The organism is Pseudonocardia hispaniensis (genome assembly GCF_042658695.1).
GTDB classification, from domain to species: Bacteria; Actinomycetota; Actinomycetes; order Mycobacteriales; family Pseudonocardiaceae; genus Pseudonocardia; species Pseudonocardia hispaniensis.
Window position 1 is genome coordinate 124,206 of sequence record NZ_JBHSQW010000026.1, and the last position, 16,335, is coordinate 140,540.

21 protein-coding genes are annotated in these 16,335 nt (G+C 72.2%); 9 read left to right on the plus strand and 12 right to left on the minus strand.

Annotated features, from left to right (window positions below; translation table 11 throughout):
• Positions 1–4: 4 nt before the first annotated feature.
• Both ACFQE5_RS13190 and ACFQE5_RS13195 read right to left on the minus strand, forming a co-directional pair.
• Positions 5–991: a carbohydrate kinase family protein gene (locus ACFQE5_RS13190; protein ID WP_379585185.1), complete on the minus strand. Its 987-nt coding sequence runs from the start codon at positions 989–991 to the stop codon at positions 5–7.
• Between the two features lie 6 nt (positions 992–997).
• The gene (locus tag ACFQE5_RS13195) at positions 998–1,441 is read right to left on the minus strand and encodes an SRPBCC family protein (protein WP_379585186.1); all 444 of its coding nucleotides are present in this window, start codon (positions 1,439–1,441) and stop codon (positions 998–1,000) included.
• Between the two features lie 46 nt (positions 1,442–1,487).
• Between ACFQE5_RS13195 and ACFQE5_RS13200 the strand changes: the two genes are divergently transcribed.
• Together ACFQE5_RS13200 and ACFQE5_RS13205 are read left to right on the plus strand one after the other, a co-directional pair.
• Positions 1,488–2,498 carry a CobW family GTP-binding protein gene (locus ACFQE5_RS13200; protein WP_379585187.1) on the plus strand — a complete coding sequence of 337 codons (1,011 nt, stop codon included), beginning with the start codon at positions 1,488–1,490 and terminating at the stop codon, positions 2,496–2,498.
• 31 nt (positions 2,499–2,529) lie between these two features.
• The gene (locus ACFQE5_RS13205) at positions 2,530–3,615 is read left to right on the plus strand and encodes an alpha/beta hydrolase (RefSeq protein ID WP_379585188.1); all 1,086 of its coding nucleotides are present in this window, start codon (positions 2,530–2,532) and stop codon (positions 3,613–3,615) included.
• Here ACFQE5_RS13205 and ACFQE5_RS13210 read toward each other — a convergent pair.
• Genes ACFQE5_RS13210 through mrf form a run of 3 tightly spaced genes read right to left on the minus strand, consistent with a single transcriptional unit; the run spans position 3,604 to position 5,562 of the window.
• Positions 3,604–4,020, minus strand: coding sequence for a DUF6027 family protein (locus tag ACFQE5_RS13210; RefSeq protein WP_379585189.1), 417 nt, complete (start codon positions 4,018–4,020; stop codon positions 3,604–3,606). The genes ACFQE5_RS13205 and ACFQE5_RS13210 overlap by 12 nt on opposite strands.
• A gap of 43 nt (positions 4,021–4,063) precedes the next feature.
• Positions 4,064–4,318: a type B 50S ribosomal protein L31 gene (locus ACFQE5_RS13215; RefSeq protein ID WP_379585190.1), complete on the minus strand. Its 255-nt coding sequence runs from the start codon at positions 4,316–4,318 to the stop codon at positions 4,064–4,066.
• A complete protein-coding gene (mrf, locus tag ACFQE5_RS13220; protein WP_379585191.1) occupies positions 4,315–5,562 on the minus strand; it encodes a ribosome hibernation factor-recruiting GTPase MRF in 1,248 nt (415 codons plus the stop codon). Before mrf ends, ACFQE5_RS13215 begins: the two co-directional genes overlap by 4 nt.
• A gap of 74 nt (positions 5,563–5,636) precedes the next feature.
• Here mrf and rpmG point away from each other — a divergent pair, with 74 nt between their 5' ends.
• The 4 genes from rpmG to ACFQE5_RS13240 are packed head-to-tail and all read left to right on the plus strand — an operon-like array spanning position 5,637 to position 6,710.
• Positions 5,637–5,801, plus strand: coding sequence for a 50S ribosomal protein L33 (rpmG, locus tag ACFQE5_RS13225; protein ID WP_379585228.1), 165 nt, complete (start codon positions 5,637–5,639; stop codon positions 5,799–5,801).
• Entirely contained in the window at positions 5,801–6,037 is a 237-nt protein-coding gene (gene rpmB, locus ACFQE5_RS13230; protein WP_379585192.1) for a 50S ribosomal protein L28, read from the plus strand. Before rpmG ends, rpmB begins: the two co-directional genes overlap by 1 nt.
• Complete coding sequence (gene rpsN, locus ACFQE5_RS13235; protein WP_379585193.1) at positions 6,037–6,342, plus strand: 30S ribosomal protein S14; 306 nt, start codon at positions 6,037–6,039, stop codon at positions 6,340–6,342. The genes rpmB and rpsN overlap by 1 nt, the downstream gene beginning before the upstream one ends.
• A complete protein-coding gene (locus ACFQE5_RS13240) occupies positions 6,339–6,710 on the plus strand; it encodes a hypothetical protein (RefSeq protein WP_379585194.1) in 372 nt (123 codons plus the stop codon). Before rpsN ends, ACFQE5_RS13240 begins: the two co-directional genes overlap by 4 nt.
• Before the next feature lie 125 nt (positions 6,711–6,835).
• Here the strand turns inward: ACFQE5_RS13240 and ACFQE5_RS13245 are convergent, their stop codons facing one another.
• Positions 6,836–7,849, minus strand: a complete 1,014-nt coding sequence (locus tag ACFQE5_RS13245; protein ID WP_379585195.1) for a YeiH family protein — start codon at positions 7,847–7,849, stop codon at positions 6,836–6,838.
• A 70-nt stretch (positions 7,850–7,919) separates the two neighbouring features.
• Between ACFQE5_RS13245 and ACFQE5_RS13250 the strand changes: the two genes are divergently transcribed.
• Complete coding sequence (locus ACFQE5_RS13250) at positions 7,920–8,834, plus strand: LysR family transcriptional regulator (protein WP_379585196.1); 915 nt, start codon at positions 7,920–7,922, stop codon at positions 8,832–8,834.
• Here ACFQE5_RS13250 and ACFQE5_RS13255 read toward each other — a convergent pair whose 3' ends face one another.
• Both ACFQE5_RS13255 and ACFQE5_RS13260 read right to left on the minus strand, forming a co-directional pair.
• Positions 8,835–10,511, minus strand: a complete 1,677-nt coding sequence (locus ACFQE5_RS13255) for an FAD-binding dehydrogenase (protein WP_379585197.1) — start codon at positions 10,509–10,511, stop codon at positions 8,835–8,837.
• 153 nt (positions 10,512–10,664) lie between these two features.
• Complete coding sequence (locus tag ACFQE5_RS13260; RefSeq protein ID WP_379585198.1) at positions 10,665–11,126, minus strand: MarR family winged helix-turn-helix transcriptional regulator; 462 nt, start codon at positions 11,124–11,126, stop codon at positions 10,665–10,667.
• A gap of 89 nt (positions 11,127–11,215) precedes the next feature.
• Between ACFQE5_RS13260 and ACFQE5_RS13265 the strand changes: the two genes are divergently transcribed.
• Positions 11,216–12,433: an FAD-dependent oxidoreductase gene (locus ACFQE5_RS13265; RefSeq protein WP_379585199.1), complete on the plus strand. Its 1,218-nt coding sequence runs from the start codon at positions 11,216–11,218 to the stop codon at positions 12,431–12,433.
• Position 12,434: 1 nt separating this feature from the next.
• Here the strand turns inward: ACFQE5_RS13265 and ACFQE5_RS13270 are convergent, their stop codons facing one another.
• From ACFQE5_RS13270 to ACFQE5_RS13285, 4 genes are read right to left on the minus strand one after another with little or no spacing between them, the layout of a single operon-like run.
• The gene (locus ACFQE5_RS13270) at positions 12,435–12,836 is read right to left on the minus strand and encodes a nitrile hydratase accessory protein (protein WP_379585200.1); all 402 of its coding nucleotides are present in this window, start codon (positions 12,834–12,836) and stop codon (positions 12,435–12,437) included.
• On the minus strand, positions 12,836–13,444 hold the full coding sequence (gene nthA, locus ACFQE5_RS13275) for a nitrile hydratase subunit alpha (protein WP_379585201.1): 609 nt from the start codon (positions 13,442–13,444) through the stop codon (positions 12,836–12,838). The genes ACFQE5_RS13270 and nthA overlap by 1 nt, the downstream gene beginning before the upstream one ends.
• Positions 13,441–14,139, minus strand: coding sequence for a nitrile hydratase subunit beta (nthB, locus tag ACFQE5_RS13280; RefSeq protein ID WP_379585202.1), 699 nt, complete (start codon positions 14,137–14,139; stop codon positions 13,441–13,443). Before nthB ends, nthA begins: the two co-directional genes overlap by 4 nt.
• Positions 14,136–15,683, minus strand: a complete 1,548-nt coding sequence (locus tag ACFQE5_RS13285; RefSeq protein ID WP_379585203.1) for an amidase — start codon at positions 15,681–15,683, stop codon at positions 14,136–14,138. Before ACFQE5_RS13285 ends, nthB begins: the two co-directional genes overlap by 4 nt.
• A gap of 274 nt (positions 15,684–15,957) precedes the next feature.
• Between ACFQE5_RS13285 and ACFQE5_RS13290 the strand changes: the two genes are divergently transcribed.
• Entirely contained in the window at positions 15,958–16,308 is a 351-nt protein-coding gene (locus ACFQE5_RS13290; RefSeq protein WP_379585204.1) for an ArsR/SmtB family transcription factor, read from the plus strand.
• Positions 16,309–16,335: the final 27 nt, after the last annotated feature.

Here is a 16,335-nt window from a genome sequence, read left to right on the forward strand (position 1 = left end):
CCGCTCACGACCCCGTCGGCGCCGCCTGCCACCGGCCGGCCAGCTCACCGGCCGTGGGCGGGTCCGCCCCGCGCCGCGAGCAGGTGATCGCCGCGGCCGCGACGGCGTCGTCGAGCACGTCGTTCAGGCTCGCGGCGTCGATCGCGCGCAAGGCGGCCCGGTGGGCGGCCCCCAGCAGGCCCCGCCGGTGCAGCCCGGCCAGCAGCGCGGCGGAGAAGCTGTCCCCGGCACCGACGGTGTCGACCACGGCGACCCGGCGGCCCGGTCGCCGGGTGCGCAGCCCGGACGCGGTGCCCGCGAGGACGCCGTCGGGACCGAGGGTGACCGCGACCAGGGCCGGACCACGGCCCAGCCAGTCGTCGAGCACGTCCGCGGGGGCGCGGCCGGGTAGCAGCCACGTCAGGTCCTCCGCGCTGATCTTGACGACGTCGGCGGTGGCCAGCAGCTCGGCCGCGGCGGCCCGGACCCGCGCGGGATCTCCCATCAGCAGCGGCCGGCAGTTGGGGTCGTAGCTGATCGTCGCCTCGGCCGCGGCCCGCACCAGCAGCGCGCGCAGCACCGCGGCTCCGGGGGGAGTCGTCAACGCCAGCGAACCGGAATGCACCGCGACGACCGGACCCGTGGACCCGGGGGCGAGAACACCCTCCAGCTCGGCGGCCGACCACTGCCAGTCGGCGGTGCCGTCGACGCGGAAGTCGTAGCTCGCGACGCCCTCGGCGTCCACCGAGACCAGCGCGAGGGACGTCGGCTCGCGCGCCGCGACGGCGTGAGCGAGGTCCACGCCGTTGGCCGCGAGGTGCGCACGCAGCCGCTCCCCGAGGGGGTCGGCGGCCAGCCGGGCGAGCATCCGGGTCGGGACCCCGAGCCTGGCCAGCCCCACGGCGACGTTGGCCGGGCTGCCACCGGGGGCCAGCTCGTAATACCCGCCGACCGGGGCGGGCACGATGTCGACCAGCGCCTCGCCGGCGACCGCGACGACGCCCGGCCGCACTGCCGGTCAGCCCCGCACGGTGTGGTCGAGGTTCGCCAGCACCGTGTCGTAGATCCGTTTGAGGCCCTTCGGCGCGAAGGTCTTCTCGAAGAAGCCGCCGATCCCACTCGCGCCCTGCCAGCTCGTCGTGATGGTGACCATGCTGGAGTCGGTCCCGACGGGGTTCACGGTCCAGGTCGTCACCATGCTGGAGTTCGTGTCGCGTTCGATGAGCTCCCCCGGCGTGGGCTGGGTGACCTCGACGTGCACGTCGCGCACCCGGCTGCGGGTGGCGGCGAACTTCCACGCCGCGTTGGTCCCGGCACCGAGGCCACCGCTGCGCACGGTGTAGTCACGGTAGTGCTCGGTGAGGATCTTCGGCCGGGTGGTCCGGTAGTCGGCCACGGCGGCCCGCACGCGGTCGGCGGGAGCGCCGATGGTGCGCTCGGCGGTAGCGGTGACGGTAGCCATGCGGACCATCCTGCCGCCGTCACAGGCCACGTGATAGGGATGGCCGATGCGCAGCAGGCGTATCCCCGTGCTCGTCCTCGCCGGGTTCCTCGGTGCGGGTAAGACGACGGTGCTCAACCACCTGCTCGCCACCAGCCTCGACCTGCGCATCGGCGTGATCGTCAACGACTTCGGCAGCATCGGTGTGGACGCGATGCTGATCGGTGGGCAGGCCGACGGCGTGGTCTCGCTGGGCAACGGCTGCCTGTGCTGCACCGTCGGCGAAGGGGGCGTCGGCCCGCTGCTCGACCGGCTCGCCCATCCCGGCACGGATATCGACGTGATCGTCATCGAGGCCAGCGGAATCGCCGAACCGGGCGTGCTCGTGCAGCTCGTCCTGACCTGCGGGAACCCCCACATCACCTACGGCGGGCTGGTCGAGGTCGTCGACGCCGCGGAGTTCGAGGCCACCCGGCGCCGGCACCCGGAGATCGACCGCCACGTCGGGCTCGCCGACCTGGTCGTGCTCAACAAGGCCGACCGGGTCGACCCGGCCCGGCTGTGGCGGGTGCGGCGGCTGTGCCGGGACGCCAACGATCGGGCCCCGATCGTCCCGGCGAGCCACGGGGCCCTCGACCCGCGGCTGCTGTTCGACATCCGGGTGGTCGCCGGGCGGCAGCTGATGCTCGGCCAGGTCGCGCAGGCCTGCGACGATCACGACGGTCACCTGCACGCCGCCTACGACGTCTGCTCGTTCGTCAGCGACCGACCGCTGGACCCGCGGCGCTTCGTCGACTTCCTGGACCGGCGGCCGACGGGCACCTACCGGGTCAAGGGGTTCGTCCACTTCGGAACGAGTGGGCATCGGCAACGGTTCGGGCTGCACGCCGTCGGCCGGTACCTGCGGTTCGACCGCTCGCCGTGGCCGCGCGGTGAGCCGCGTCGCACCACACTGGAACTGATCGGTTCGGGTGTGGACCACGATCCGCTGCACGCCGCGCTGCGCGCCTGCGAGCGGACCGACCCGGCCGACGACGACGCGATGCTCGCGGTGTTGCGCTACACGTTCTCGGGGTGATCGACGGGCGAGAGAGGCGTACGGTGCGAGCATGGTCGGTTCGGAGGCCCGGGTGCGGGCGTTGCGAATGGGATGCCGGGTCCTTTTCGGATTGCCGAGGCCGGTGAAGCGGCGGCTGGCGGGGCCGCCGGTGCGGGTCGACGGGCAGGTCCTCGATCTGGACCTGCAGCTGCTCAGCCGTGCCGGCCGGGTGCTGGTCAGCGCCAACGACGGTCCGCTCGGTGAGGCGACCCTCGCCGAGCAGCGCAGGCAGGCCGATCTCGCGGCCGAGTTCGCGAACGACGGCGGGCTCGACGACATCCTCACCCGCGACCTCGAGCTGCCCGGGCCGGACCGGCCGATCGCCGCCCGGCTCTACGTCCCACCCGCGGCGTCCGAGCCGTCCGGGCTGCTCGTCTACTACCACGGCGGCGGCTTCGTGCTCGGCAGCCTGGCCTCGACCGATCCGCTGTGCCGGCTCATCGCCGCGCAGTCCGGGCTACGGGTGTTGTCGGTGGACTACCGGCTGGCGCCCGAGCATCCCTACCCGGCCGGCCTCGAGGATGCGATCGCGGCGTTCCGCCACGTCCGGTCGCGGGCCGCGTCGTTCGGCACGAATCGGGGGATGTTGGCCGTCGGTGGTGACAGCGCCGGGGGCAACCTCGCACTGGTCGTCGCCCACCAGGAATCGGCGACCGAGGGCCCGGCGTTCGTCCTCGCGCTCTATCCGGTCACCGACGCGGAGCGGGCCGGCGGCTCGCGGGAGCTGTTCGGGACGGGCTTCGGACTGACCGCCGAGTACCTCGCCCAGCTGGAGCGGCTCTATCTGCCCAACGGCATACCGCCCGACGACGTGCGCGGGGCGATCCTGCGCGCGAAGGACCTGTCCGGGATGCCCCCGGTCTACCTCGCGACGGCCGGCTTCGACCCGCTCCGCGACGAGGGCGAGGAGCTCGTCGAACGCCTGCGCGCCGCGGACGTCCCGGTGGTCGCGCGGCGGTTCGCCGGGCTGACCCACGGCTACGCCAGCTTCACCGCCGTGAGCGCCGCGGCCCGCGACGCGACCCTGGATGCCGCCAGCGCAGTCCGGGCCGGACTGGCCCTGGCCCGGCCGACGCGCGATGCCTCAGCGGTCTGACCGTGTCTCGGCCGCGTCCGCCCCGGGATACAGTGACGGCTCCTGAAGCGGTACCCGCAACCAGCTCACCATCGCCGACAGCCGCCGGTAGGCCTCCAGCCGGGCCTCGTCGGTACCCGCCTGCTCGGCGGCGGCGATCGGTTCCCACAGTCGGTGGATCGTCGCCGGGCCCAGCTCCAGCAGGCCGCCGGAGCCGGTCGTGGCGAACCGCGCCAGCACGTAGCGTACGAGCGCGCCCTCGGGGATCGCGGTGGTGCGGCTCAGCCCGCGGATGGTCGCCATCGGGTCGAGCCGCGAGTAGTCGGCGACCTCGGCCTTGAAGTTGGCGTCCGGATCGTCGTCGGGCCAAGGGCCGGTCCAGCGCTCGAGCCGGACCAGCGGCTCCTCCTCGATGGGGGCGGGCATGTCCCGCATCGTGCCCTACCCGGCGCGTCCCGGACGGCACCGGCTACCGCGGCGACCGGGAGCCGTATCGGCGGCGGAACTTCTCGACCTGGCCCGCGTTGTCGAGCACCCGGCGGCTGCCGGTCCAGAACGGATGGGACGCGGAGCTGATCTCCACGACGATCAGCGGATAGGTGTTGCCGTCGCTCCATTCGATGGTCCGGGCCGACGTCTCGGTGGACCGGGTGAGGAAGCTGTCGCCGGTCGAGCGGTCCTGGTAGACCACCGGGTGGTAGTCGGGGTGAATGCCGGGTTTCATGCGGTGTCCTCCTTGTGTCCGTCCACTGTGGCCTGAGGGGTGATTTCCCCGCACGGGTCGGTGTGCCACCAGCCGAAGGGGTCGGGGTAGCTCGCCCAGTGGGCCTCGCCCGCCGCGATCTCGCGGTCGGTGAGCAGCGCCGTGCGCAGCGCGCGGTCGATCTGGCCGGGTTCGGCGTCGTGCACGAGGATCGCGAGGTCCTGGCCGCGGTCGCCCCACCGCTCGTCCCAGCGCAGCGCGGCGAAGGCGGAGCGTTCGGGATCGGCCTGGCGCCAGTCCGCGGCGTCGGCGCCGGCGAGCCAGTCCCCGGCGTACCCGAGCTGTAGCCCGCCGCCCGCCGACTCCAGCCACAGCACCGCGCTGGGGCGGGTGGCGAGCCAGATCCGGCCACGGGTGCGCACCACGCCGTCCAGCAGCGCGTCCAGGGCTCGATGCAGCCGGTCGGGGTGGAAGGGCCTGCGGGCGGTGAACGTCATGAGCTGCACCCCGACCTCGGTGTGCAGCGGCGGCTGTCCGCGCAGCAGCGCGACGTGCGGATCGTCGCAGCGGCCGCGACGGGCGTCCGGCGGGAGGTCGGTGAGCAGCACCCGGTGATCCAGCTCGGCGAGCCGCAACCGCGGCGCGAGCGGGGTGAGCCGGGCGAGCACGGCGTCGGTGCGGGCCAGCTGCCACGGTTCGGCGGAGCCCGCGTAGACGATCAGGTCGGCGAACTCGGCCTGACCGACGACGAGCTGGGCCATCGTGCGGTCGTCGTCGGGCAGCGGGGCCAGCCTGCGCTCGGACACCTCGTCCTCGCCGGTGGCGTCCTCGAGCCAGCTGCCGGCGTCGAGCACGGAGATCACCCCGCGCAGGTTCACCGAGTCGGTGACCGCAGCCCCATCGACCAGCACGTGCGTGACGGCCCAGCACACCTGTTCGGGTTCCAGCGCGGCGTCGAGGTGCAGCACGATCGTGCCCACGTCGGGGCGGCGGGCCAGGCTGCGCAGCAGCGGCAGCACGTCCTCGCGAAGGGTGCAGGACACGCAGCCGTGCGCGAGCTCCAGAACGGTCGTCTCGTCGAAGGCCCCGACCCGCAGCCTGCGCCGGACCACCCCCTGGCCGACGTCGCGCAGATCGTGGTGGGCGACGGCGACCGCGGGGCACTGCCTGCGGATCTGGCCGATCACGTCCTCGATCCCCCCGGCGGCCGCGGCTGTGACGCCGCCGGCCACGACGAGCAGGTCGGTCCGGTCGTTGCCTGCCATCTCCCGTCCTCCCTCGAAAAGCTGCTACCGTGAGACTAGATGATAACGATTTCCGTTAGCGAAAGGGGATGAGCGTGGCTCGCTCGGAGCTGCGGCCGATCGTGAAGCTGCGATCGACGGCCGGCACGGGCGTCACGTACGTGACGCGGAAGAACCGGCGCAACGATCCGGATCGGCTGGTCCTGCGCAAGTACGACAGGGTGCTGCGCAGGCACGTCGACTTCCGCGAGGAGCGGTGATGTCACGACGCTGCCGGCTCACCGGCCGGCAACCCGGGTTCGGCAAGCGGGTGTCCCACTCCCATCGCCGGACCACCCGCCGGTGGGATCCCAACATCCAGACCCGGCGTTACTGGCTGCCCACCGAGAACCGGTACGTCCGGCTGCAGCTGTCCGCGAAGGGGATCAAGACCGTCGACAAGCTGGGCATCGAGGTCGTGGTCGCCCGGCTGCGCGCCCGAGGGGAGCGGATCTGATGGCCAAGCGGAGCAAGATCGCCCGAAACGAGCAGCGCAGGCTCGTCGTGGCCCGTTACGCCCAGCGTCGCGCCGAGCTCAAGCGGCTCATCGCCAGCCCGGCCACCCCGCAGGACGAGCGCGATGCGGCTGCGCGCGAGCTGCGCCGTCAGCCGCGCGACGCCAGCGCCACCCGGCTGCGCAACCGCGACGTGGTGGACGGCAGGCCGCGCGGCTACCTGCGTGCGTTCGGGGTGTCCCGCGTCCGGTTGCGCGAGCTCGTGCACGGCGGCTATCTGCCCGGCGTCCGGAAGTCGAGCTGGTGACCGCGGCCGAGGGTTACACCCTCGTGGTCTGCGCGTCCGCGAGCTGCCGCTCGCAGTGGCACGGACAACTCGTCGACGCGCTGCGGGCGATGGTGCGGGCGAGCCGGCACGGGATGCTCGTGACCTCGGGGTGCACCCTCGGCCGCCTCGCGTGTCGGCTCCGGGCGCCGGGTCCGCTGGTGCTCGTCCAGCCCTGCGACGCCCGGCGCCGCCCGACCGGCCGCGCGGTGCGGATCGGGCCGCTGAGCTGCCAGGACGATCTCGCCGCGGTGCGGACCTGGATCGAGGCCCGCCGGTTCGACCCGGGACTGCTGCCACGACACCTGGTCGAGGCCCACCGGACGATGTGCGCGGCGGCCCAGAACTGAGCGCCGCCGGATCGGGCAGGCGGTGCGGCCGGAGTGCGGGACGGTGCTCGCCGCGGTTCTGCCTGAGGTCTCCTCGGTCGCCGTCGTCGTCACCAGCGGTCGGCTCGTCCACCCCGGCGTGAGGGTCAACCGACCAGCGCGAGGGCGCCGAGGCCGAGTAGCGCGATCAGCAGGCTGGACAGCGAGCCGAGCACCAGCCCGCGCCGTCCGGTCCGCAGCAGGGCGGGCAGCCGAACCGCCGACCCGAGCCCGAACAACGCCCCGGCGAACAGCATGGTCGTCACCACCTGGCTCGCCGACAGCACCTGCGCGGGCACGATTCCCGTGCTGCGCAACGCGATCAGCGCGAGGAACCCGACGACGAACAGCGGCACCACGGGTGGGGACTGGCCGGTATCGCCGCGGTGGCGCCGCTGCCTCATGCCGACCCCCGCGACGATCGGGGCGAGCAGCACGACCCGGGTCAGCTTGACGACCACGGCGATCCCGACGGCGGCGGCACCGGCCGGTGAGGCGGCGGCCACGACCTGTGCCACCTCGTGCACACTCAGTCCGGCCCAGGCCCCCAGCTGCTCGGCGGGCAGTCCGAGTCGGCTGCCGACCAGCGGAACCGCGGCGATGGCGAGACTGCCGTAGAGCGTCACCAGGGTGATGGCGGTGGCCACATCCTCCTCGTCACTGCGGGTGACACTGTCCATCGCGGCGATCGCGGACGCCCCGCAGATCGAGAATCCGGTCGCGACCATCAATCGCAGACCGGGTGAGACCCTCAGCAGCCGGCCGAGGGTGAGGGTGCCGAGAAAGGCCAGCACGACGGTCGCCACGACGGCGGCCACCATGCCGACACCCAGCCCGAACACCTCGTGCGCTGCCAGTTGCAGTCCGAGCAGGACCACCCCCAGGCGCAGCAGTACGCGCGTGGCCCAGCGCAGCCCGTCGCGGGTGGTGGTGGGCAGCAGGCCGCCGGCCAGCACGCCGAGCAGGACGGCGATCGTGAGCGTGCTGACCATCGGCAGCCAGCGGTTGATCGCGACCGCCACGGCGACGCCACCGATGGTGGCGGTCAGGCCAGGGCTCAGCCGGCGCAGGCCCGCGATGGCTCGACGGAGCGATAGATCGTCCGATGGGGATTGCGTCATGTCACTGACGGTCACGCTTTTCGGCTGGTCCCGGAACTCGCGATGCGGCACCACGTCATAGCCTTCGGGCATGCCACAGCTCCCGGACATCGAGTCGCTGCGGCTGTTGGTGCTGGTCGGCGAGCGAGGCAGCCTGACCGCGGCCGCAGCCGAGCTGGAGATCAGCCAGCCCTCGGCGAGCAAGCGGCTCAGCTCACTCGAACGGCGACTGGGGCTGAAGCTGCTGGAGCGATCGCGGCGGGGCTCGACGCTGACGCCCGCCGGCACGCTCGTGTGCGGCTGGGCCCAACGGATCCTGGACGAGGTCGGCGCGCTGCTGGACGGCGTCTCGGCGCTGCGCCAGGAGCAAGCCGCGAACCTGCGGGTGGCCGCGAGCATGACCATCGCCGAGTATCTGCTCCCGGCGTGGATCGGTGACCTGCGCCGGTCCGCCCCGGAACTCCACGTCGGGTTGCAGGTGCTCAACTCGGCGCGGGTCTGCGAGCTGGCCAGACAGGGCGTCATCGACATCGGGTTCGTCGAGTCGCCTCGCGAGCTCACCGGGCTGCGCAGCAGACTGATCGGCCGCGACCGCCTCGTCCTCGTCGTGGCGCCCGGGCACCGGTGGGCACGGCGGCGCCGGCCGGTCGGCCCGGCCGAACTCGCGTCCACCCCGGTGATCAGCCGGGAGGCCGGATCGGGTACCCGCGAGACCGCCGAACGCGCCGTCGCCGCGGCCGGGGCGACGATGGCGCCGCCGCTGCTCGAACTGGGTTCGAGCACGGCGATCCGCAACGCGGTGGCCGCCGGGGTCGGACCGGCGTTGATCAGCGAGGTCGCGGTGGCGGCCGAGCTGGCCGCAGGTTCGCTGGTCGAGGTGCCCACCGAGGGGCTCGACCTGGGTCGGTCGCTGCGCGCGGTGTGGAGCGCGAGCACCCGCGCCAGCGGACCCGCCGCCGGACTGCTGGCCCGTGCCCGCCGCCGCGGCGGCGACCGCGGCCGCTGATCAGCTCGTCGCGACCGCGACCGCCTGACCCGTCTGACGTCCCGAGAACAGGCAGCCGCCCAGGAAGGTCCCTTCCAGGGACCGGTAACCGTGCATTCCACCGCCGCCGAACCCGGCGATCTCCCCCGCCGCGTACAGGCCGGAGATCGGTTGGCCGCCGACGCCGAGCACCCGCCCGGACAGGTCGGTCTGCAGCCCGCCCAACGTCTTGCGGGTGAGAATGCCCAGCCGCACGGCGATCAGCGGTCCGTTCCGCGGGTCGAGGAACTTGTGCGGCCGCGCCACCCGGACCAGCCGGTCGCCTGGGTAGCGGCGCGCCCCGCGCAGCGCGGTGATCTGCAGGTCCTTGGTGAACGGGTTGTCGATCTCGCGGTCGCGGGCGGTGATCTGGCGCTCGAGGTCGGCGACGTCGATCAGCGGACCGCCGGTATCGGCGACCAGCCTGTTCATCCCGGCGACGAGCTCGGCGAGGGTGGCCGCCACGACGAAGTCGGCCCCGTGGCGCTTGAACGCCTCGACCGGGGCGGGTGCCCCAGGGCGCACCCTGCTCAGCGTGAGCCGGATGTCCTTGCCGGTCAGATCCGGATTCTGCTCCGAGCCCGACAGGGCGAACTCCTTCTCGATGATCTTCTGGGTGAGCACGAACCACGAGTGGTCGTGGCCCGTCTCCAGGATCGTCTTCAGGGTGCCGAGGGTGTCGAAGCCGGGGAAGTTCGGCGCCGGAAGCCTGCGGCCGCGGGCGTCGAACCACAGCGAGGAGGGGCCGGGCAGGATCCGGATCCCGTGCCGGGCCCAGATCGGGTTCCAGTTCCGCACACCCTCGGTGTAGTGCCACATCCGGTCCCGGTTGACCACCCGCCCGCCCGCCGCCTCGGTGATGCCGAGCATCCGCCCGTCGACGTGCTCGGGCACTCCGGAGATCAGGGTTCGGGGCGCGGGACCGAGCCACTCGGGCCAGTTGGCGCGCACCAGGTCGACGTTCGCGCCGATCCCGCCCGCGGTGACGATGACCGCCTGCGCCCGCAGGTCGAACTCACCGACCGCGGTCCGTGAGCTCGCAACGCCTCGGATCGCGCTGGAGGGTTCCAGGATCGTGCCGCGGGCGCCATCGACGACGCCGTCGGTGACGCTCAGCTCGTCGACCCGATGTCGGAACCGCAGCTCGACCCGCCCGGTGGCCACATGCGAGCGGACCCGGCTCACGAACGGCTCGAGTACCGCGGGCCCCGTGCCCCACGTGACGTGGAAGCGGGGGACGGAGTTGCCGTGCCCGTCGGCCAGGTAGCCGCCGCGCTCGGCCCAACCCACCACCGGGAACCAGCGCATGCCCTGCGCGTACAGCCAGGATCGCTTCTCCCCGGCCGCGAAGTCGAGGTAGGCCTGCGCCCAGCGCCGGGCCCAGTAGTCCTCGCCGGCCGGATCGTCGCTGCCCCGGTCGAACCCGGCGCTGCCGAGCCAGTCCTGCCACGCGAGCTCGTGCGAGTCGCGGATGCCCAACCTGCGCTGTTCCGGGGTGTCGACGAGGAAGAGCCCGCCGAACGACCAGTACGCCTGCCCGCCGAGCGAGGCCGCGGGTTCCTGGTCGAGCACGATCACCCGTCGCCCCGCGTCGGCCAGTTCCGCGGTGGCGACGAGCCCGGCGAGGCCCGCGCCGACCACGATCACCTCGGTATCCATCGCCCGCTCCTCGCGCCTCGGAGATCGATCGATACCGAGCATGCCAGCGCGGCACACGCCCTCCCAGCGCGTTATGGAGCCATAACGCGCAGCACACCCGCGCTCCAGCACGTTATGGAGCCATAACGTGCTGCGGAGGCGGGTCGGAGAGCGTTACGGCTCCACAGCGTCGGGGGTCGTGGGCTGGGGGGGCGCGCTTCCGGTGAGTTCGGCGAGGAAGTCCGCGATCACGCGCAACTCGCCCGGGCTGCGTCGCCGCAGCAGCTCGTCGAGGTGCGCGGCGTACTCGGCGTAGTGCGGGGCGAGCCGTTCCCGCAGCGTTTGCTCGTCGGCGACGACAAGCACCTTCCGGCGGTCGGCCGGGTCGCGCTCGCGACGGACGAAGCCGCCCCGCTCCAGCCGGTCGAGCACACCTGTGACGGTGCCGGTGGACAGGCTGGTGTGCTCGGCGAGCTGGCCGGGAGTGAGCGGTCCGTGGGTGTTCAGCAGCGTCATGAACTGGGAGTCGCTCGGGCCGAGGCCGACCCGCTGGGCGACAACGTGGTTGTGCAGCACGACGCTCGCGATGAAGCGGACCAGGGTGGCTCCGATGTCGTCGCGAAGCTCGTCACCCATCGATCCTCCCTTGACATATATCTCGGTCCTCTAAGAAACTCGGATGAACGAGATACTTGGTTCATCGAGTGAGGATACCGGAGGGGTGAATGACCACGGCATTGGTGATCGGCGCGGGTGTCGCAGGTCCGGTAGCAGCGATCGCGCTGCGCAAGGCGGGCATCGCGGCCGCGCTGTACGAGGCGCACCCGGGAGCTGCCGACGACGTCGGCGCGTTCCTGACCTTGCAGACCAACGGCATCGACGCCCTGCGGGCCGTCGACGCCCACCGGGCCGTCACCGGGCTCGGTTTCCCGACGCCGTCGATGCGATTCCTCAGCGGCACCGGGAAACCACTTGGCGAGGTGAGCACCGGGGCCCCGCTGGCCGACGGCACCGTCAGCCATACCCTGCGGCGCGCCGACCTCTACCGGGCACTCTGCGACGAAGCCGCCCGGCGCGGCGCCGCGGTGCACCACGGCAAGCGGTTGGTCGACGCTGAGTCGGCCGCGGACGGCGTCCGGGCCCGCTTCGCCGACGGCACCACCGCCGAGGCCGACCTGCTCATCGGCTGCGACGGACTGCGCTCGCGGGTCCGCGAGATCATCGACCCCGGTGCGGCGCCCGCCCGCTACGTCCCGGTGCTCAACATCGGTGGCTACACACGCTCGGTGCGGCCGGGCGCGCCGCCCGGGGAGTACCAGATGATCTTCGGTAAGCGGATGTTCTTCGGCTGGGCGGTCGCGCCCGACGGCGAGGTGTGGTGGTTCGCGAACCCGCCGCGGCGCGCCGAACCGGCCCCTGGCGAGCTCGCCGCGATGACCACCGAGCAATGGCGGTCGTGGCTCGTGGATCTCGTGGCAGGCGACCGGACGCCCGCGCGGGAGATCATCGAGGCCACCCCCGGGGACCTGCGTGGCTGGGCCACCTACGACATTCCGGCCGTGCGCACCTGGCACCGCGATCGGATGATCATCATCGGGGATGCCGCACACGCGACGTCGCCGGCATCCGGGCAGGGCGCCTCGATGGCGATCGAGGACGCGGTGGTGCTGGCGCGGTGCCTGCGCGACATCGCCGACGTTCCGGCCGCCTTCGCCGGGTACGAGGCGTTGCGTCGCAGCCGGGTCGAGCGGGTGGTCGCCCAGGGTGCGCGGGCGAGCAGTTCGAAGGCCGCGGGCCCCGTCGGCCGGGTGTTCCGTGACTTGCTGCTGCCGCTCGTGCTGCGCCGGGCGGCCGGTGACAACGGGGCCTCGCTGGCCTGGATCCATCGCCACCACATCGAGTGGGACGCGCCCGTCGACGTCCCCGCCCTGGCCCGGCGGTAGCTCAGCGTCGGCCGGGATCCACCGCCACCGGCTCACGGTGGGCCTTGTGATGACCCGTGTCGCGCGGGGTGGCGAGCACCGCCTTCGTCCGCTCGTCGAGATCGGCCTCGGACAGGGCGCCGCTACCGGCCAACACGGTCTCGAGCGCGACCAACCAATGCTCGTAGTACCGCCAGGGGTCGGGTCCGCCCTCGGCCTCCCACCGGCGGATCGAGTCGATCAGCGACAGCTGGAACTCCGACCACTCATACTGTCCATTGTGGTAGGCGGCGACCGCCATCGCGAACGCCCGCAGCTCCCACGGCTGCTCGAACCCGCGCTCGCCGCCGGGCAGGCCGGAGATCAGCGTCTCCACCCGGCGACGGGCGTCGCCGAGCTCCGTGGCGTCGGCCCGGTAGCCCATCAGGGGGCCTTCACGACCCCGGTGCCGATCATCGACTCCCGGGTGACCAGCGCGGCGAGAGCCTTCTCGTCGAGATTCTCGGTACCGGCCGGCCGGGCCGGCAGCACCCAGTACCGCATCTCCGACGAGGAGTCCCAGACCCGGATCTCCGTCGAATCCGGCAGCTCGAGCCCGAACGCCTCGCGCAGCACCGTGCGCGGCTCGCGCACCATGCGGGAGCGGTAGGCGGGCTCCTTGTACCAGTTCGGCGGCAGCCCCAGCACCGGCCACGGGTAGCACGAGCAGAGCGTGCAGACGATGACGTTGTGCACGTCGGCGGTGTTCTCCACGACGATCATGTCCTCGCCCTGCAGTCCGCCGATTCCCAGCTCCGCGCAGGCCTCGGTGGCGTTGGCGAGCAGCCGGGCCTTGAACTCCGGGTCGGTCCACGCCTTCGCGACGACCGCCGCGCCGAGCTGTGGGCCGACCTCGTTCTCGTAGATCTCGGCCAGGCGGTCGACCGCCTCGGTGGTCATGATCCCCTTCTCGATCAGCAGGGCCTCGAGCGCTTTGACCCGGGCGGAGATCTCTTCCTGGCTGCGGATCTTCGGACTGGTCGGGGTGGTCATGCCGCGGCCTCCTCCCGGGCGGGGACGATGTAGGGCTCCCAGACGTCGAAGTAGACGACTCCGTTGGGTTCGGCGGTCTCCGAGCCCCAGAGCTCGGAGTTGGTGAACTTGATGGTGTAGACGTGCTGCGGGTCGTCCTCGCCGCCGTTGCCCGCGCTGTCGGGATAGATGAACGTGCCGTGCGCCAGTTCGACGACGCCGGTCTTTCCCCGGATGTAGCGGGCCCTGCGGGTATGTCCCCGCGGGCTGTCCTCGACCACCGTCACCCGCTCACCGACCGTGAACTTCGGCTGCCGGTCGGACTCGCGGCGGGCGGGCGCGCCGTGCTTGACGGCGGCGTCGACGAAGGCCAGCAGCTCGGGGTCCTTCCTCTCGGGCAGCGGCTCGTCGGGATTCTCGAGGTAGTGCTGGGTCTTCGCGTCGAGCTCGGCGGGGTCGATCACGCCCGAGGCGACCGCGTAGTGCTCCGCCGAATGCAGCCAATGCTCGTAGTACGGCGAGAGCAGGTACACCGCCGGATGCATCTGCTCGATGCCGTACCGGAACATGTCCACGCCGAACAGGCCGGCGCGGAAGTTGGTGGGGAACAGCGCGAACGCCGCCTTCTCCCACTCCGCGCGCCACACCGGCTCGTGCTCCGGGATGACGACCGGGCCCAGCCCGTCGGTCCCGCCGAGGTCGTGCACTCCGTTCATGCCCGGCTCCCCCCTGTCGCGCTGCTCGGCGTCGGGAATCCCCCGACCGCCTGCTCGAATGCGTGCGCCACCCGCAGCGTGGTCGCGTCGTCGAAATGCCTACCGATGATCATCATTCCGACCGGTCTGCCGTCGGCCAGCCCGGCGGGCACCGACGTGGCCGGATGCCCGGTGACATCGAAGGTGGCCGTGTTGGCGAGCATCTCCAGAGCGCGCGGGATGGTCTCCTCTCGCGGCGCGTCGGCGTCCGGGATGACCGTCGCGGTGAGCGGCAGCGTCGGCATGACCAGCACGTCGTGGCGTGCCAGCGCGTCGTCGTAGGCCGTGCGCAGATGCGTGGCCAGGTTGCGAGCCATGGCGTAGTGCTTGCCGTGGTAGCGGCTCATCGCGTAGCCACCGGTGAGCAGTACGAACTGGACGGTCTGCGAGAACTCGTCCGGGTTGGCCCGCCACCGCGTGCCGTAGTGCTCGATGAGTTCGGGGTCGTAGAGCCCTTGCCAGTTCATCCCGTAGCCGTTGGCCTCCACCATCTGCGCGGCGGCGCCCTCGGTGGCGATGACGTCCCAGATCCGCGGGCCGTGCAGGTGCCACGGGATCGAGACCTCCTCGACGGTCAGGCCCGCCTGGCGCAGGGTCTCGGTGGCCTCGCGGACCCGGTCGTCCACCCCTGGTTCGGCGTTCGGGTGCCCGAAGCCCTCGGTGACGACGCCGACGCGCAGGCCCTCCGCCGACCGGGACAGCGCACCGACGTAGTCCTCGACGGCCAGGTCGGTGGGCTGACGCGGATCGAACCCGTCGCGGCCGGCCATCACGGCGAGCATCAGCGCGGCGTCGGCGACGGTGCGGGTCATCGGGCCGAGGTGGTCGAGAGTCTGCTCGATCGGGAACGCCCCGGTGTAGGGGACCAGCCCGTGGGTGGGCTTGTGGCCGACGATGCCGCAGTAGGCCGCCGGGATGCGCACCGAACCGCCCTGGTCCCCGCCGGTGGCCAGGTCGACCACGCCGCCCGCGACCAGTGCGCCGCTGCCGCTGGACGAACCGCCCGTGGAGCGGGTCTCGTCCCAGGGGTTACGCACCGGGCCGGTGCGCGAGGTGTGCGAGCCGCCGGAGAAGCACAGGTCCTCGCAGACCGCTTTGCCCGCGATCGTCGCCCCCGCGGCGAGCAGCCTGGCGACGACCGTGGCGTCCCGGCTCGGGATGAACCCCTCCAGGGTGTTCGAGCCGTTCATCATCGGCACGCCGGCCACCGCGGTGTTGTCCTTGATCGCCACCGTGCGGCCGGCCAGCGGGCCGTCGCCGCTCTCGCGGATCTCGGTCGTCACGTACCAGGCGTTGAACGGGTTCTCGAGATTGGCGGGCCGGGTCCATTTCCGTTCGGGCGCGGTCGGGGCGATCTGGGCGTAAAGCCGTTCGACCGCGTCCCAGGAGCCGAGCAGACCGTGCACGAAGGGCTGGAACGATTCACGGTCCTTCTGGGTGAGAGTCAGCCCGTACCGGGTGGCGGCGGCCGAGATGGCGTCGGGATCAGGGAGTTCCACCGGCATCGAAGGTCTCCTCGCGTCGGATCCTGCCGTGATTGACCCTATTGAGACCCAGATAACAGGTCAATGAGTGCTGACCTTTTGATGGTGATGCGCTCGACGGGCCTGCGGCGCCGCCGCCTCGGATGCGGGATCCGGCTGCGTGGGCGCCCGGTCGGTGTCACCGAGAGTGTGCGGTCGATCACGCACCTTGCCGATCTCGGTGCAATGACGGGATCGACTAGGCTTGCGGCAACACGTCGAGCAGCGTTGACGCGTCGCCGAGGAGGAGATCCCCATGGGGGCCGATCTGGCGTTCGATGCCCTCGCCGATCCCGTGCGGCGCCGGATCCTGGGCATCCTCGCCGAGCACGACGAGGTCAGGGCCGGTGACCTCGCAACCCGGGTCACCTCGGTGGGGCGGACCGCCGTGTCCAGCCATCTGCGGATCCTGCGCTCGGCGGGTCTGGTCACCGAACGCCGGGATGGGCGTTACCGGCTCTACTCGGTGGATCCCTCCGGTTCGGCCCGGGACGTTCTGGCGCTGCTGCATCAGCTGTTCCAGACCGGCCTGAGCGAGGTCCGGACGGCGGGAGACGTCGCAGGATCCGAGGAAGGCGGCGTCGAGGCGCAGGACCGCACCGCCTGACGCCACGGCGCCCGGGCTCCCATCCGT

Excerpts from the sequence above, each read along its gene's own strand:
- nthA (WP_379585201.1), bottom strand. The coding sequence starts at position 13,444 with ATGACCACCCCGACCAGTCCGAAGATCCGCAGCCAGGAAGAGATCTCC.
- rpmB (WP_379585192.1), top strand. The coding sequence starts at position 5,801 with ATGTCACGACGCTGCCGGCTCACCGGCCGGCAACCCGGGTTCGGCAAG.
- ACFQE5_RS13290 (WP_379585204.1), top strand. The coding sequence starts at position 15,958 with ATGGGGGCCGATCTGGCGTTCGATGCCCTCGCCGATCCCGTGCGGCGC.
- ACFQE5_RS13270 (WP_379585200.1), bottom strand. The coding sequence starts at position 12,836 with ATGGGCTACCGGGCCGACGCCACGGAGCTCGGCGACGCCCGTCGCCGG.
- ACFQE5_RS13200 (WP_379585187.1), top strand. The coding sequence starts at position 1,488 with ATGCGCAGCAGGCGTATCCCCGTGCTCGTCCTCGCCGGGTTCCTCGGT.
- ACFQE5_RS13205 (WP_379585188.1), top strand. The coding sequence starts at position 2,530 with ATGGTCGGTTCGGAGGCCCGGGTGCGGGCGTTGCGAATGGGATGCCGG.
- ACFQE5_RS13265 (WP_379585199.1), top strand. The coding sequence starts at position 11,216 with ATGACCACGGCATTGGTGATCGGCGCGGGTGTCGCAGGTCCGGTAGCA.
- ACFQE5_RS13215 (WP_379585190.1), bottom strand. The coding sequence starts at position 4,318 with ATGAAACCCGGCATTCACCCCGACTACCACCCGGTGGTCTACCAGGAC.
- mrf (WP_379585191.1), bottom strand. The coding sequence starts at position 5,562 with ATGGCAGGCAACGACCGGACCGACCTGCTCGTCGTGGCCGGCGGCGTC.
- ACFQE5_RS13255 (WP_379585197.1), bottom strand. The coding sequence starts at position 10,511 with ATGGATACCGAGGTGATCGTGGTCGGCGCGGGCCTCGCCGGGCTCGTC.
- ACFQE5_RS13245 (WP_379585195.1), bottom strand. The coding sequence starts at position 7,849 with ATGACGCAATCCCCATCGGACGATCTATCGCTCCGTCGAGCCATCGCG.
- ACFQE5_RS13250 (WP_379585196.1), top strand. The coding sequence starts at position 7,920 with ATGCCACAGCTCCCGGACATCGAGTCGCTGCGGCTGTTGGTGCTGGTC.
- ACFQE5_RS13195 (WP_379585186.1), bottom strand. The coding sequence starts at position 1,441 with ATGGCTACCGTCACCGCTACCGCCGAGCGCACCATCGGCGCTCCCGCC.
- nthB (WP_379585202.1), bottom strand. The coding sequence starts at position 14,139 with ATGAACGGAGTGCACGACCTCGGCGGGACCGACGGGCTGGGCCCGGTC.
- ACFQE5_RS13260 (WP_379585198.1), bottom strand. The coding sequence starts at position 11,126 with ATGGGTGACGAGCTTCGCGACGACATCGGAGCCACCCTGGTCCGCTTC.
- rpsN (WP_379585193.1), top strand. The coding sequence starts at position 6,037 with ATGGCCAAGCGGAGCAAGATCGCCCGAAACGAGCAGCGCAGGCTCGTC.
- ACFQE5_RS13285 (WP_379585203.1), bottom strand. The coding sequence starts at position 15,683 with ATGCCGGTGGAACTCCCTGATCCCGACGCCATCTCGGCCGCCGCCACC.
- ACFQE5_RS13210 (WP_379585189.1), bottom strand. The coding sequence starts at position 4,020 with ATGCCCGCCCCCATCGAGGAGGAGCCGCTGGTCCGGCTCGAGCGCTGG.